12 protein-coding genes are annotated in these 13,809 nt (G+C 66.8%); 9 read left to right on the top strand and 3 right to left on the bottom strand.

Going from position 1 to position 13,809, the window contains the following annotated elements; all coding sequences use genetic code 11:
• The first annotated feature begins 84 nt into the window (after nucleotides 1–84).
• The 4 genes from QX121_RS28490 to QX121_RS28475 all read left to right on the top strand — a co-directional run bounded on the left by QX121_RS28490 (nucleotide 85) and on the right by QX121_RS28475 (nucleotide 3,636).
• Nucleotides 85–783, top strand: coding sequence for a PspA/IM30 family protein (locus QX121_RS28490; RefSeq protein ID WP_315779109.1), 699 nt, complete (start codon nucleotides 85–87; stop codon nucleotides 781–783).
• Between the two features lie 60 nt (nucleotides 784–843).
• Nucleotides 844–1,119 (top strand): YiaA/YiaB family inner membrane protein, encoded by a 276-nt coding sequence (locus tag QX121_RS28485; RefSeq protein WP_315716622.1) that lies wholly within the window; start codon nucleotides 844–846, stop codon nucleotides 1,117–1,119.
• 262 nt (nucleotides 1,120–1,381) lie between these two features.
• Complete coding sequence (locus tag QX121_RS28480) at nucleotides 1,382–2,386, top strand: hypothetical protein (RefSeq protein ID WP_315813626.1); 1,005 nt, start codon at nucleotides 1,382–1,384, stop codon at nucleotides 2,384–2,386.
• On the top strand, nucleotides 2,383–3,636 hold the full coding sequence (locus QX121_RS28475; RefSeq protein ID WP_315813625.1) for a hypothetical protein: 1,254 nt from the start codon (nucleotides 2,383–2,385) through the stop codon (nucleotides 3,634–3,636). The genes QX121_RS28480 and QX121_RS28475 overlap by 4 nt, the downstream gene beginning before the upstream one ends.
• Here the strand turns inward: QX121_RS28475 and QX121_RS28470 are convergent.
• From QX121_RS28470 to QX121_RS28460, 3 genes are all read right to left on the bottom strand, one after another.
• Complete coding sequence (locus tag QX121_RS28470; RefSeq protein ID WP_315813624.1) at nucleotides 3,584–5,161, bottom strand: hypothetical protein; 1,578 nt, start codon at nucleotides 5,159–5,161, stop codon at nucleotides 3,584–3,586. The two genes, QX121_RS28475 and QX121_RS28470, sit on opposite strands and share 53 nt — an antisense overlap.
• A 410-nt stretch (nucleotides 5,162–5,571) precedes the next feature.
• Nucleotides 5,572–6,423 (bottom strand): SDR family NAD(P)-dependent oxidoreductase, encoded by an 852-nt coding sequence (locus QX121_RS28465; protein ID WP_315813623.1) that lies wholly within the window; start codon nucleotides 6,421–6,423, stop codon nucleotides 5,572–5,574.
• A gap of 151 nt (nucleotides 6,424–6,574) precedes the next feature.
• A complete protein-coding gene (locus QX121_RS28460; RefSeq protein ID WP_315813622.1) occupies nucleotides 6,575–6,964 on the bottom strand; it encodes a winged helix-turn-helix domain-containing protein in 390 nt (129 codons plus the stop codon).
• 100 nt (nucleotides 6,965–7,064) lie between these two features.
• Here QX121_RS28460 and QX121_RS28455 point away from each other — a divergent pair, with 100 nt between their 5' ends.
• The 5 genes from QX121_RS28455 (at nucleotide 7,065) to QX121_RS28435 (ending at nucleotide 13,808) form a co-directional block, all read left to right on the top strand.
• Nucleotides 7,065–8,189: an alkene reductase gene (locus tag QX121_RS28455; protein WP_315813621.1), complete on the top strand. Its 1,125-nt coding sequence runs from the start codon at nucleotides 7,065–7,067 to the stop codon at nucleotides 8,187–8,189.
• A 102-nt stretch (nucleotides 8,190–8,291) separates the two neighbouring features.
• The gene (locus QX121_RS28450; protein ID WP_315736520.1) at nucleotides 8,292–8,771 is read left to right on the top strand and encodes a GFA family protein; all 480 of its coding nucleotides are present in this window, start codon (nucleotides 8,292–8,294) and stop codon (nucleotides 8,769–8,771) included.
• 260 nt (nucleotides 8,772–9,031) lie between these two features.
• Nucleotides 9,032–10,696: a thiamine pyrophosphate-binding protein gene (locus tag QX121_RS28445; protein ID WP_315813620.1), complete on the top strand. Its 1,665-nt coding sequence runs from the start codon at nucleotides 9,032–9,034 to the stop codon at nucleotides 10,694–10,696.
• A 247-nt stretch (nucleotides 10,697–10,943) separates the two neighbouring features.
• Entirely contained in the window at nucleotides 10,944–12,326 is a 1,383-nt protein-coding gene (locus tag QX121_RS28440) for a M20 family metallopeptidase (protein WP_315813619.1), read from the top strand.
• Nucleotides 12,327–12,893: 567 nt separating this feature from the next.
• Nucleotides 12,894–13,808 carry an amino acid ABC transporter substrate-binding protein gene (locus QX121_RS28435; protein ID WP_315777932.1) on the top strand — a complete coding sequence of 305 codons (915 nt, stop codon included), beginning with the start codon at nucleotides 12,894–12,896 and terminating at the stop codon, nucleotides 13,806–13,808.
• The last annotated feature ends 1 nt before the right edge of the window (nucleotide 13,809 follow it).

The following is a 13,809-nucleotide window of genomic DNA, read 5'->3' as shown; positions in this document are numbered from 1 at the left end:
CGATGCTCAAAATATTCCTTGAGCGTCGCTCATGGCTGCGCTAGAAGAAACTATATGAGCAATGCTCATAACAGGGAGTTCACAATGTTCAAGACTGTTCTGACGCTGTTTCGGGGCACCGTGGCCGTCGCGGAGGAGGAGCTGCAGGACCGTACCGCACTGGTGATCCTGGATCAGCAGCTGCGTGACGCCGCTGCCGCCGTCGATCGCAGCAAGCGCGCGCTCGCGCTGGCCATCGCGCAGGACCAGCAGGAGGGCAAGCGGCTCGAGGCGACCCTGGCGCGGATCACCGATCTCGAGGTGCGCGCCACCGCAGCGCTCGACGGCGGCCGCGAGGATCTGGCCCGCGAGGCGGCGCAGGCGATCGCCGGCCTCGAGGCCGAGCGTGACGCGGCCAGGACGGCGCGGGCGCTGTTCGCGACCGAGATCACCAGGCTGAAGAAGCATGTCGCCAACGCCGAGGCGCGCATTGCCGAGCTCGATCGCGGCCGGCGGATTGCGCGCGCCTCCGAGGCCGTGCGCAATCTGCGCCGCGGCGGCATCGAGGCGGCGCGTCCCTACGAATGCACGCTGCCAGAGGCCGAGGCGACCCTGAAGCGGCTGCGCGAGCGGCAGATGGAAGCGCAGGCCGCCGACGAGGCGCTGATGGAGCTCGATGCCGCGACGGGCCCGATCACCACGGCCGAGAAGCTCGCCGAGCAGGGCTTTGGCCCGCGCATCAAGACCACCGCCGACGACGTGCTGGCGCGGCTGAAAGCCGGCCGCACTGCACCGGCCAACTGAATTTCGTCACCACCGATCGAAACCCATCAGCCAACCTGATTGTCATCATAGGAGCCGACCATGAACCAGAACACCCAGCCCCACAGCAGCGCCTTCATCACCTTCTCCTACGCCTCGTTCGCCGCCTCCGCTTTCCTCGTTGCTCTCGGCGTGTTCTTCATGCCGATCGATCTCTGGATGAAGGGCTATCTGACGATGGGCATCGTCATGCTGGTGCAGACTTGCGTCACCCTGACCAAGACCCTGCGTGACCGCCACGAGAGCGGCAAGCTCGTCAACCGCATCGAGGACGCCCGCGCCGAGCGCCTGCTGATGGAGGTGTCGAAGGCGGCGTGAGCAGCGGTTTCCTCGCCTCTCCCCGCTTGCGGGCAGAGGCCGGATTGCATCGAAGATGCAATCCGGTGAGGGGGACATTCCGCGAGTGCCGGGAAGCGGTGGATGCGATGGCGTCCACCGCTTGCGGTCGTTCAACCTGCGTTTACCGTCACTGACGCTCCGTCCTGCGTCATGATCATGAATTAACGGCGCGGAGCGTATGTCGTGAACTTTAGGCACGGCTTCGGCGAGCCGTTTCTGATCGGGCAGGTGGATGAGAGCAATGAACGTCGTCGCAACGGTCAGGCGTATCCACGACAATGTCGGCTTCTGGCTGACGGCGCTGGGGCAGGAGGCGATGGACCTGTCGCTACGAACCCATGCGGAGTTTCGCACGCGCATCGTCGAGAGCCCGGGCACGACCCTGGACGACGCGGCGCTGGCGGCGCTCGTGGCCGATCTCCGCACCGTCGCCGGCAAGACGCTGCCCGCCGGCGAGCTCACCTACGGCATCTTCTCCGGAGCGCGCGAGCCGCTCGCGCGCGCCATCATCACCGTGGTGTCGGAGGAGGCGGGCGGCCGGCCGATCGCCTTTAATGCGCTCGCGGTGATGCAGGTCGAGCGCGACGGCGACACCCAGCAGGTGATCCATCTCGGATTGGTGATGGTCGACCCGGAAGCGCGCGGCAAAGGCCTGTCCGGCGTGCTTTACGGCCTCACGACGCTGCTGCTGTTCATCCGTGACGGCCTGCGGCCGAAATGGATCTCCAACGTCACGCAGGTGCCGGCGGTGGCCGGCATGGTCTGCGAGACCTTCTCCGACGTCTATCCGTCGCCGCTGCCGCAGGCCCGACAGAGCTTTGCGCATCTTCAGCTCGCGCGCGGCATCATGCGGGCGCATCGCGCGGTGTTCGGCGTCGGCGGCGAGGCCGGGTTCGACGAGGCGCGCTTCGTCATCACCAACGCCTATACCGGCGGCTCCGATGCGCTGAAGAAGACGTATGACGATGCGCCCAAGCATCGCGACGCCATCTACAACGGCTTCTGCGCGCGCGAGCTGGACTACACCAGGGGCGACGATCTGCTGCAGCTCGGCCGAATCGATCTCGCCGCCGCCCGGCGCTATCTGCTGCGCGAGATCCCCTCCGGCTCGCTGCCGGCGCTGCTGGCGACCTCGGCCGTGCTGGCGCTGCAGCGGATGATCCTGCCGCTGGTGCATTGGCTCGACGACACCAGGACGTTCGGCACGCTCCGTCCGCGCCTGCAGCCCGGCGAACCCGCGCCATGACGGCCGGCATCGTTGCGGACTCCGTCGTCAACCTCTGCGGCGCGATCGGCCTCGCGGTGGCCGCCGCCATGCTGCACCGGCGCGACCCGAGGGGACCGCTGACGGCGCGGCTCGTCGTTCTGCTCGGGACCGTCGCCTCGCTGTTCCTGTTGCGTGGCATCGCCTGGTGGACGGACAATGCATTTCTCGACCGCATCTCGCTGATTCCGGCGGCGCTGATCCCGCTCGGCGCGCTAGTGGTGACGGAAGGTCTGCTGCGGCGACACGCGCATCGCGCGCTCAAGGCGATCGCGCTGGCCGGCGGCGTGGTGCTCGCGCTCGCCGGCGCGCTCGGTCCGGCCGAGTTCGAAAGCCACCACACAATCGTGCTGTCGGCCTTTCAGCTCGCGGGCTTTGCGACCTGCGCCTGGCTGCTGCTTCGCCGCGACCGCGCGAGCCTGCTGGCCTGGGAGAACCGCGTCATCGATCGCGTCGCGTTCGGCGCCGTCATGGTCATTCCCTTCATCATCACCGATTTCCGCGTGCTGGCGCCGAGCATGCCGGTGCGGCTCGGCGCATTGGGCGCGCTGCTGGCGGTGACCGCGATCCTGATCGCCGGCGCCAGCGCGGAGACGCAGCGTCAGGGCGGGCTGCTGACATTGTTGCGAATCCTCGGCGCCGCCCTGCTCGGCGCCGCCGCGGCCGCGCTGTCGCCGGACGTCGATGCGGCGCAATTGATGCGTTTCTGCGCGGTCGCGGTGGCCGGCGTGCTCACGATCGGGCTGATCGGCGATGCCTTGCGCGCGATGCTGCAAGCCCGCGAGCCGGGCGTGCTCGACTCGATCGGGGCCTCGATCGCGGCGACGCGCGACGATCTGATCGCCGAGCTCACGCGCCAGCCGGTCTTCGAAAGCGCACGCCGCTGTCGCGAGGATGAGCTGACCGCCTATGATCCGCCGCTGCTGCGCGACTTTCTCGCGTCAAGCGGTGTGCTGCGCCGGGCCGATGCGCCGTGGCGGCGGGCGGTCACCGACCCCGCCGTCGAGCGCGTGGTGGCGCTGATGGATGCGCGGCATGCGACGCATGTCATCGTGCTGTCGCACCAGCCGGTCGATCTCATCGTGCTCGCGGTCTCCGTGATCTCGGCCGATCCGGCCACTGAAACCGCGCTCGCGCTCGTCAGGCGCCTGCTGATGCAGGCGCCGGAGCTACAGGTGATCACGCCCACATGTGATGATGCTGTGGCATCTCCATCATCGGACCGTCCATGACCAGGGTTGCCGGAGCGGCGCCGGCGTGTGCTGCCGGCGCGGCGCTGGGAAGCATGATCACGTTCGAGGCCGGCGCGCTGGTGATCGCGGCCAGCAGCGCGGCGGCGTCGGCACTGTTGCCGCCGCCGGTGGTCGCCAGCACCTGGCCGATCGTGATGCCATCGACATTGTAGGCGCCGCCATTGACCGGGATGTTGTTGCCGCCGACATCGGCTGCGTTCTGGTGCATCTGGTCGGCGGCCGCGGCGACCAGCGCCTTGTTGCCGGCCTGGAAGCCCTCGAGGATCTTGGCGATCTCGGCGCCGAGCGTGCTCTGGTCGCCGAGCAGCTCGTTGTCGAAGCGGGCCTGGAAGATGCCGCCCTGCGCCGCGTCGAAATCGGTGACGTCCTTCTTGAAGGTTATCAGGTCGGCGGTGACCTTGGCCATCGCGGCGGCGTCGCCGGAATTGACGGCTGATATCGCCGCCTTGCCGAGCGCGTTCGACTGGGCGATGAACATGGCCCAGAAATCGGTCTGCGCCTGGTTGTCCTGATAGGCCGGCGTCGGGTTGAGGAAGTCGCCGAAGCCGCTCCAGCCGTTCAGGCCGTTCTGCTGCGCCATGTTGGCGAGATTGGTGTCGCCGGCGACGATGTCGATGATGTCGAGGAAGTCGTCGTTCAGCGCGCGGCCGATGTCGACATTGCCGGCCGCGCCGTTGATGTGGGTGTTGACGAGCGCGAGCTGGTCGATGATGGCGAGCGCGTGCACGCCGGTCAGGCCGCCGAACTGCAGCGGATTGGCGGCGACCAGCGCATTGAGGCCGGCGATCAGCGCGTCGACATCGTCCTGGATGACATCGACATTGCTTTCGTTCACGCCGCCGATCAGCCGGTTGGCGGCATCGTTGAAGATCAGGCCGAGCTCGGCCAGCGTGCCCTTGGCGGCGGTTGCGGCCGTCACGCCTTCGGGCAGCAGCGCCGGCGCCTGCAGGAAGCCGGTGGCGCCGTCGGCATTGGTCGCCTTGCCCGCAAGGTTCGGATCGTTGTTGACGACGTTGAGGATGTCGAGATGCGCGTTGCGCAGCGCGGTCTCCGCGGCGGCGATGCTGCCGAACGCGCCGCCGCCGGTCACCGAAGCCATCGCGGCATCCTGCGCGACCGTGATGTCGGCGAGGATCTTGTTGATGTTGGTGAGCGTCTGACCGGTGAACTGGCCGGCGGCAACCATCGCCTTCAGACCATCCTGAATCACGGTGAGATCGCCAGTGTAGTTGTAGACGCTGCCAAGCCCCTGGCCGCCTTCCTCGACCACGTTGCGCCACAGCCCGCCTTCGAGAAAGCGCGTCGCGTCGTTGAAGACGACGCCGAGATCGGCAAAGCCGAGCGCGGGCGTCGGCGGCGTGGGCGGTGTCGGCGTGGGCGGCGTCGGAGGCATTGGCGCAGGCGCCGGCTGGCAGTGATGATTGTGATGATGATGGTGGTGGTGGTCGTTGTGATGATGGTGACCGTGGTGACTGTCGTGATGGTGACGGTGATGGCGCGACATGTCCAACGTACTCCTCAAAGCTGCGCACCACTGCGGATGAGCCGAAGCAACGGGGCGCGGCTGACGCGGGTGCGGATGATGAGGGCTATCTGCTGCCTGCTTCGTGGCTGCTTCGCGCAGGGATTGTGGAATGCGTCTGCGTCAGATTGTCGTGCGGCGTACGGGTGGCGCTCCCGCAGAGCTGCGACATCTCACCGCTTGACGGTTGAGGGGCGCTTCAAGAGCCGGCGACCGGCGGCGACGTCGCGCCCGCGGCAAATCAGTAAGTTGCAAGAGCGTTCGACCGTAGCGATTCGGTCGATGGGTAGACGTCCCGAACGCACGCGGACCGCCTTGCGACGATCCGACGCGTCTGGGAGCTTGTGCTGAGACCGGGAGCAGCTATGCGCCGCCGCTCCGATGTGGTCGGATCATGGCGATATCTTTGCGAACGCCGCGAATGCGTCGGCGTAGTCGGCATGCCAGCGCGACAGCGGCGGCCGGTTCTCGACGATGTCGCCGGCCGCCCACAGGATGCGCCGCTTGTCCAGCGCGCGCGGCACGTCGTTGTCGGGGCACAGCACGTAGAAGTCGCCGGCCGTAACCCGCTCCAGCATGAAGTCGACCGTCTGCTCCGGCGTCCAGGCGGCGGCCGGCTTCTCGACGCGGCCATTCGCGGTGAGCGGCGTGAACACGAAGCCCGGAATGAACAGATGCGCCGTCACCTGGCAGCCGGGCGTGTTGCGCAGCTCGTGCTGCAGCGCCTCGGTGAACGCCTTCACGCCGGCCTTCGAGACGTTGTAGGCGGGATCGCCGGGCGGCGTGGTGATGCCCTGCTTGGAGCCGGTATTGATGATCAACGCCGGCTTGCTCTGGGCGATCATGTTGGCTGCGAACACCTGCGCGCCATGGATGACGCCCCACAGATTGGCCCCGAGGATGCGCTGCCAATTGTCGTCGGCAAGCATCTTGCTGCCCGGCTGGATGCCGGCATTGTTCATCAGCACGTCGATCGCGCCGAAGCGCTGCCGCACCGCCGTTTCGAGCGCGACCACGCTGTCCCGGTTGCTCACATCGACCGTGGCGGTCATGACCGCAGCTTCGCCACGCTTGGCCGCAGCCGCGAGCCTGGCGGCGGCGTCGCGGAGCCGGGCCTCGTCGACATCGGCGATGCAGACGTTCATGCCGCGTTCTGCGAAGCGCATGGCGGCGGCAAGCCCGATGCCGGAGGCGCCTCCGGTGATGACGGCGGTGTGGTCGGCGGATAAGGCAGGGTGAGACACGGCAGGTTCTCCGGCATGACGATGAGATGCTGGTGTATGACGTCCTGGCGCGGCCGCAAGATCATCCGGCTGACGGCAAGACGGGTTTTTGCGGCTGCAACGCGAGGCGCATCAGTCCGGTCGCAGATGCATCGCGTCGGCTGGAACCGGCTTACGACGCGGCCTTGGTCCCGCGGGTCTTCCTTGGCTTCTCGATGTCGCTGCGCAGCGCGGCGAGATCCTTCTTCACGGCGTCAGCCGCGTCGCGCTCGATGCGCCGATAACGTTCGACCAACTGCGCGCCGAACGCCGTCAGCGCTGCGCCACCGCCATTGCGGCCGCCGGTCTGCCGCGCGACCGCGGGCTGACGGCACACCCGGTTGATCTCGTCGACGAGGTCCCAGGCCCGCTTGTAGGACATGTCCATCGCGCGCCCGGCCGCAGAGATCGAGCCGTGTCGCGCGATGTTCTCCAGCAGCGCGATCTTGCCCGGCCCGATCCGGCTGCCGTCATCGAGATCGATGCGCAGGCTGAGCGAGGGCAGGGCGTTCGCTTTCGGCATGGAGGGTCTGCTCGTACTGACGTGGGGCGGACATTGCCACCATCATGTTTTGCGAACAAGATGATCCCAATCGACAATCGCAACGACATCTGGGGACGAAATGCTGCCTGCGCTGTTTTCACCGCTCACGATCGGTCCTTATCACCTCAAGCATCGCGTCGTGATGGCGCCGTTGACCCGCATGCGCGCCGCAAAGGAGACCCTCGCGCCGCGGCCGCTCAACGTCGAATATTATGCGCAGCGCGCGACGCCGGGCGGGCTGATCATCGCCGAGGCCTCGCCGGTCGCGCCGACCGGCACCGGCAGCCCGAACGTGCCGGGCATCTACAGCGCGGCGCAGATCGCGGGCTGGAAGCAGGTCGTCGACGCGGTGCATGCCAAGGGCGGATTCATCTTTCTGCAACTCTGGCACGTCGGCCGCGTCTCGCACTCCTCGTTCCAGCCGGGCGGCGCGCTGCCGGTGGCGCCGTCGGCGATCGCGATCGGCGACGATCTCAAGGCAATGACGGCGGACGGCAGGCCGGCGACCTACGAGAGGCCGCGGGCGCTGGAGACCGACGAGATCCCCGCGCTCGTCGCGGCCTATGGCCAAGCGGCGAGCAACGCGATCGCGGCGGGCTTCGACGGTGTCGAGGTGCATGGCGCGAACGGCTATCTGATCGAGCAGTTCCTGCAGACCCGCAGCAACCAGCGCACCGACCGCTATGGCGGCGGAATCGCGAACCGCTGCCGCTTCCTGCTCGAGGTCACGCAGGCGGTGATCGACGCCTGCGGCGCCGACAAGGTCGGCGTGCGGCTGTCGCCCTATGGCATCGCCAACGGCTCCGGCGAGGCCGAGCCGATGCCGCTCTATACCTACGCGATCGAGGCGCTCAACAAGCTCGGCATCGCCTATCTGCATCTGATCGAGCCGCGCTCCTCCGGCGCCGGCCGCGCCGACGTCAACTGGCAGAACGTGCCGTCGGCCATCGCTCTGTTCCGGCCGGTGTGGAAGGGCGTGCTGATCGGCGCCGGCGGCTTCACCGGCGAGCCGGCGGACGCCGCGATCCAGGCCGGCCACGCCGACGCCATCGCCTTCGGCCGCACCTTCATCTCCAACCCGGACCTGCCGCGCCGGCTGCGGCACGGCTGGCCGCTGACGCCGTATCACCGTCCCACCTTTTATGGCGGCGACGCCAGGGGCTATACCGACTATCCGGCCTATGACGAGATGGCGCCCGCTTAGCTCGACTGCGTCACGAGAGCCGAGCAGTCGCGTTTTCATTGTCATTCCGGATTCAAGGCCGGTGGCCTTGCCCCGGAATGACGCCGTGGATGGATGCTTGTCATGCCCAGATCCGCTCCCGCCGGCATCGCCTCTGGCCAATGCCTGTGCGGCCGCGTCGCCTTCGAGATCGACGTCCCGGCGCGCTGGGCCTGGCATGATCATTCATCGCCCAGCCGCCGCGCCCATGGCGCGGCCTACGCCACCTATGTCGGAAGCTGGCGCAAGCGCCTTCGCATCACCTCGGGTGCGGATGCGATCACCCGCTACGAGGACGACGCCGCGAAAGCCACGCGCAGCTTCTGCAGCAGCTGCGGCTCGCCTGTGTTCTACGAGCGCGCCCGCTCGCCGCACATGGTGAACATCCCGCGCGCGCTATTTGCAGCACGAACCGGTCGCGAGCCGCTCTATCACGTTGCCATCGAGGAGGCGCCGGATTGGGCCTACACCGGCGCGCCCCTGGTGCCGCTGAAGGGTTTTCCCGGCGTGGTCTGGCAGCGCGCGCAGCGCAAGAAGCGCGGCTCGCGCGAAGGGATGTTCTGATCCGCGGGCAGCTTGGCATCGTCACAATGAGCGCACTCAAGGAGCCGTACTGATTGGCAAGGTCGTGACATGATCTTAGCCGGAGCCATCGATGAGAAGCCGGACCAACGGCCCCTCCGCCGTCATTGCGAGGAGCGTCAGCTCCGAAGCAATCCAGACTGCCTCTATGACAGACGCTGGATTGCTTTGCTTCGCTCGCAATGACGGAGTGAGAGCTTGCCGAGAACGAACAAGGCCACGACCCAGAGGAAAACGCCACCATGAAGAACCGCACCACCGGACGCTCGGCCTTCCTGGCGCTGCTCAAGGACGAGGGCATCACGCATCTGTTCGGCAATCCCGGTACCACCGAATTGCCGATCATGCATGCGCTGAAGGATCATCCCGATCTCACCTACGTCATGGCGATGCAGGAGAGCCTGGTGGTGGCGATCGCCGACGGCTTCAGTCGCGCCTCGGGACGCCTCGTCGCCTGCAACGTCCACGTCGCGCCGGGTCTCGGCAACGCCATGGGCGCGCTCTACAATGCGCAGTTCACCGGCACGCCGATGATCCTCACCGCGGGCCAGCAGGAGCAGGGCCACGGCCTGATGGAGCCGCTGCTCTACGGCCCGCTGGTGCGGATGGCCGAGCCGCTGGTGAAATGGGCCGTCGAGGTGACGAGGCTGGAGGACCTGCCGCGCATCATCAGGCGCGCCGCCAAGGTGGCGACCACGCCGCCGACCGGTCCCGTCTTCATCTCGCTGCCCGGCGATATCCTCAATGCCGAAGCCGGCATCGAGCTCGGCCGTTCCACCCGGATCGATGCGCGCGTGCTGCCGGCCTCTGGTGCGTTGCAGGCGCTGGCGCAGCGCATTCTCAGGGCGCAGCGGCCGGTGATCATCACCGGCGACGAGATCGTCAAGAGCGATGCGCTGCGGCAGGCGGCCGAGTTCGCGTCGGCGATCGGCGCTCCCGTGCATCAGCAGTCCGCGCCCTATGGCGCGCATTTCCTGTCCGAGCATCCCTGCTACATCGGCTCATTGTCGCGCGCGCAGAAGCAGGTCCGCGACCTGCTCGCGCCACACGATCTTCTCATCGTGCTCGGCGCCGATCCCTTGCGGATGTCCGTGCATAGCGAGATCGAGCCGCTGCCCGAGGGCTTGCCGATCGTGCAGATCGGTCTCGTCGATTGGGAGCTGGGAAAGAATTTCGGTGCCGAGATCGCGCTCAAGGCCGACGTTCGCGAGACGCTGCTTCAGCTCACGCCGCTCTTACACGAGCTCGGCGGCGCGGCCCTGCAGGCGCGTGCTCAGGAGCGCGTGGCCGAATTGTCCTCGAAGAACTGGAGCGCACGGCGCCGGACGCTGGCGGCGCAGATCGAGGCGGCCCGCGAGCGGACGCCGATCGACCCGGACTATCTGGCGCTGCAGGTCGCCGAGGCGATGCCGGAGCACGGCATCCTGGTCGACGAGGGCCTGACCTCGGCGCGCTACATGACGGCGCTGTGGCCCTATCGCGACCGCTACAATTATCACGGCCTCGCCTCCGGCGGCATCGGCTGGGGCCTGCCGGCCTCGGTCGGCGTCAGTCTCGCCAATCCCGATCGTCCGGTCGTGTGTTATTCCGGCGACGGCAGCGCGATGTATTCGATCCAGGCGCTGTGGACCGCAGCGCATCACAAGCTGCCGCTGTCGGTCGTCATCGTCAACAATGGCGGCTACCGCATCATCAAGCAGCGGCTGCTGTCGTTCCACGGCGACGACAACTACATCGGCATGGATTTTGCCGACCCGCCGGTGGATTTTGCAGGGCTGGCACAGTCGCTCGGCTGCGAGGCGATGCGCATCAGTGATCCGCGCGAGCTGAAGCCGAGCTTGTCGGACGCGTTCCGCAGGCCCGGCGCCAAGCTGATCGAGGTGATGGTCAGCCACGCGGTGAATTGAGAGACTGCGCCTCTGGATTGTCAGTTGACCACTTTCGTCCGGAACGAGGAAGGTGCTGGCGCTACACGGGCGGGGCGAGGAGTACCGAGCAAGCCGCAGCGCGATCCAACCACCGAGTTTGATGGCAGGCTACGCGGTTCCGAAATCCGAGACTTGCTTGATATCAGCATTGAATTCAAACCCAGCCCCTTCCGCTCGCCGCGCGATCCCGATATGACGCCGCCTTCGTTGTGACTGGAAAAGCGCCATGACCAGGATTGATGCAATTGCCCGTGCCCGTCAGACGCTGACGAGCGGTGACTTCTTGGCCGAGCTCGGCCGCCGGGTCGCCTATCGCACCGAGAGCCTCAATCCCGAGCGCAAGGACGAGCTCGCGGCGTATCTGACCAAAGAGCTGACGCCGTCCTTTGCCGCCCTCGGCTTTTCCTCCGAGATCGTGCCCTCGCCGAGCGGCAAGTCGCCGTTCCTGATCGCGGCCTACCACGAGAGCGACAGCGCCCCGACGGTGCTCAGCTATGGCCACGGCGACACCGTCGACGGCATGGCTGGTGAATGGCGCGACGGCCGCGATCCCTGGGCGGTGACGCCGGCGGGCAATCGTCTCTATGGCCGCGGCACCGCCGACAACAAGGGCCAGCACAGCGTCAACATGGCGGCGCTGCGCGCGGTGCGCGAGGCGCGTGGCGGCAAGCTCGGCTTCAATGCCAAGTTCATCATCGAGATGGGCGAGGAGATCGGCTCGCCCGATCTCGCCAAGGTGGCCGATCTGCATCGCGACGCCTTGAAGGCCGACGTCTTCATCGGCTCGGACGGCCCGCGGCTGTCGACCGCGCGCCCCACCATCTTTCTCGGCTGCCGCGGCGGCATCCGGTTGCATCTCGACGTCAACCTGCGCGAGGGCGGCAATCACTCCGGCAATTGGGGCGGCGTGCTCGCCAATCCGGCGACCATTCTGGCGAACGCGATCGCCACGCTGGTCGACGGCCATGGCCGCATCAAGCTGGAGTCGCTGAAGCCGCCGCGTCTCACCAATGCGATCCGCGCCATCCTCGCCGACGTGAAGGTGGAGCCGACCGCCGACGAGCCGGCGCTGTCGGACAATTGGGGCGAGGAGGGGCTGACGCCGGCGGAGCGGCTCTATGCCTGGAATACGCTCGAGGTGCTCGCGATCTCCTCCGGCAATATCGACAAGCCGGCGAATGCGATCCCCGGCCGCGCCCGCGCCGTGCTGCAGCTGCGTTTCGTCGTCGGCACCAAGGTCGACAGCATCGTGGCCGACGTGAAGAACCATCTCGCCGCGCATGGCTTCCCGATGATCGAGGTCAGCATGGCGCAGAGCTTCATGGCCTCGCGCGCCGACATCGACAGCCCCTGGATCAAATGGGCCGCCGAGTCCATCAAGATGAGCACCGGCAAAGCGCCCGCCGTGCTGCCGAACTTCGGCGGCTCGCTGCCCAATGACGTGTTTGCCGACGTGCTGAAGATGCCGACCATGTGGGTGCCGCATTCCTATCCGGGCTGCTCGCAGCACGCGCCGGATGAGCACATTCTGCTGGATGTCACGGAGGAGGCGCTCGGCCTGATGGCCGGGCTGTTCTGGGATCTCGGCGAGCTGCAGAAGCCGTTGTGAGGCGAGAAGGGGGCATGCGCACAGATCTCTTGGCGTTATCGGTGCTCACCTCTCGCTGCCTGAGGCGGGGTGAGCGACGCCCCGGTCGTGTTCAGCGCCTGCGGCCGCCCTTCGAGACGGCCGCCTTCGGCGGGCTCCTCAGGGCGAGGACTGGTGCCTTGGCGAACTCCGCGGTGACCCTCATGGTGAGGAGCGCCGCGCCGATCAGGAAGATGGAAGGCGGGCTTGCTGCGCGCGGCGCGTCTCGAACCATGAGGTCCGTGTGTCGTGCGGTCGCATTGTCGCGTGCGGACACCGCCCGAGTGAGACTTTCGTCTGGTCGCGGGGCTCGCGAGCCCCGCGTAGTTTACCATCCCGGCGTTCGGCGCGGCCGTTTCAGCCCGAACGTCTTGTCGAAGGGGACGCGGGACAGGCAATTTGTCGCAATCGTCCGAGGACGTCCCGCCGCGGGGTGGTCTATGGTGCCCGCGCTCGTCCGGCCGGAGATCGTCCGGGGGCGGGGGCCATTTTGAGTTCGCTGTGGTTTATGCAAGCATCCGGCGATCAGCCGGATTGAGGAGATCAGTTATGAAGCAGCTTCGCCTATTCGGTCTTGCCGTCGCCGCCGCGCTCTGCGCCGGCCAGGTGCAGGCCGAGGACCTGACGGGGACCCTGAAGAACATCAAGGAGACCGGCACCATTACGCTCGGCGTCCGCGACTCCTCGATCCCGTTCTCCTATCTCGACGACAATCAGAAGCCGATCGGCTTTGCCATCGACATCTGCATGGGCATCGTCGATGCCGTGAAGAAGGAGCTCAAGCTCGACAAGCTCGACGTGAAGCTCAACCCGGTGACGTCGTCGACCCGCATCCCGCTGCTCGCCAACGGCACCATCGATCTCGAATGCGGCTCGACCACCAACAATGCCGAGCGCCAGAAGCAGATCTCCTTCACCAACACCCACTTCCTGACGGCGAGCCGCTACGTCTCGAAGAAGGCGAGCAAGATCAACGCGATCGACGATCTGAAGGGTAAATCGGTCGTGTCGACCGCCGGCACCACCAACATCAAGCAGCTGACCGAGGCCAATGCCGCGCGCAATCTCGGCATCAACATCATCCCGGCCAAGGATCATGCCGAGGCCTTCCTGATGGTGGAGACCGATCGCGCCGTCGCCTTCGTGATGGACGACATTCTTCTTGCGAGCCTCGTCGCCGGCTCCAAGGATCCGGCCGCCTACGTCGTTTCCAAGGACGCGTTCTCGAAGCCTGAGCCCTACGGCATCATGCTGCGCAAGGACGACCCGCAGTTCAAGAAGGTCGTCGATGCCGCGACCGCCAAGATCTACACCAGCGGCGAGGGCGCCAAGCTGTATGACAAGTGGTTCATGCAGAAGGTCCCGCCGAAGGGCCTGAACCTGAACACCCCGATGTCGGCCGAACTGAAGGCCGAGTTCGCCAAGCCGTCGGACTCGCCGGATCCGGATTCGTACAAGCCGTAAG

Origin of the sequence: Bradyrhizobium sp. SZCCHNR2028, assembly GCF_032380995.1 — a bacterium.
Lineage (GTDB): Bacteria > Pseudomonadota > Alphaproteobacteria > Rhizobiales > Xanthobacteraceae > Bradyrhizobium.
This window is presented reverse-complemented; position numbering and strand designations above follow the sequence as displayed.

Coding starts and splice junctions, on each gene's coding strand:
- QX121_RS28485 (WP_315716622.1), top strand. CDS start 844: ATGAACCAGAACACCCAGCCCCACAGCAGCGCCTTCATCACCTTCTCC.
- QX121_RS28490 (WP_315779109.1), top strand. CDS start 85: ATGTTCAAGACTGTTCTGACGCTGTTTCGGGGCACCGTGGCCGTCGCG.
- QX121_RS28440 (WP_315813619.1), top strand. CDS start 10,944: ATGACCAGGATTGATGCAATTGCCCGTGCCCGTCAGACGCTGACGAGC.
- QX121_RS28475 (WP_315813625.1), top strand. CDS start 2,383: ATGACGGCCGGCATCGTTGCGGACTCCGTCGTCAACCTCTGCGGCGCG.
- QX121_RS28455 (WP_315813621.1), top strand. CDS start 7,065: ATGCTGCCTGCGCTGTTTTCACCGCTCACGATCGGTCCTTATCACCTC.
- QX121_RS28445 (WP_315813620.1), top strand. CDS start 9,032: ATGAAGAACCGCACCACCGGACGCTCGGCCTTCCTGGCGCTGCTCAAG.
- QX121_RS28470 (WP_315813624.1), bottom strand. CDS start 5,161: ATGTCGCGCCATCACCGTCACCATCACGACAGTCACCACGGTCACCAT.
- QX121_RS28450 (WP_315736520.1), top strand. CDS start 8,292: ATGCCCAGATCCGCTCCCGCCGGCATCGCCTCTGGCCAATGCCTGTGC.
- QX121_RS28480 (WP_315813626.1), top strand. CDS start 1,382: ATGAACGTCGTCGCAACGGTCAGGCGTATCCACGACAATGTCGGCTTC.
- QX121_RS28460 (WP_315813622.1), bottom strand. CDS start 6,964: ATGCCGAAAGCGAACGCCCTGCCCTCGCTCAGCCTGCGCATCGATCTC.
- QX121_RS28435 (WP_315777932.1), top strand. CDS start 12,894: ATGAAGCAGCTTCGCCTATTCGGTCTTGCCGTCGCCGCCGCGCTCTGC.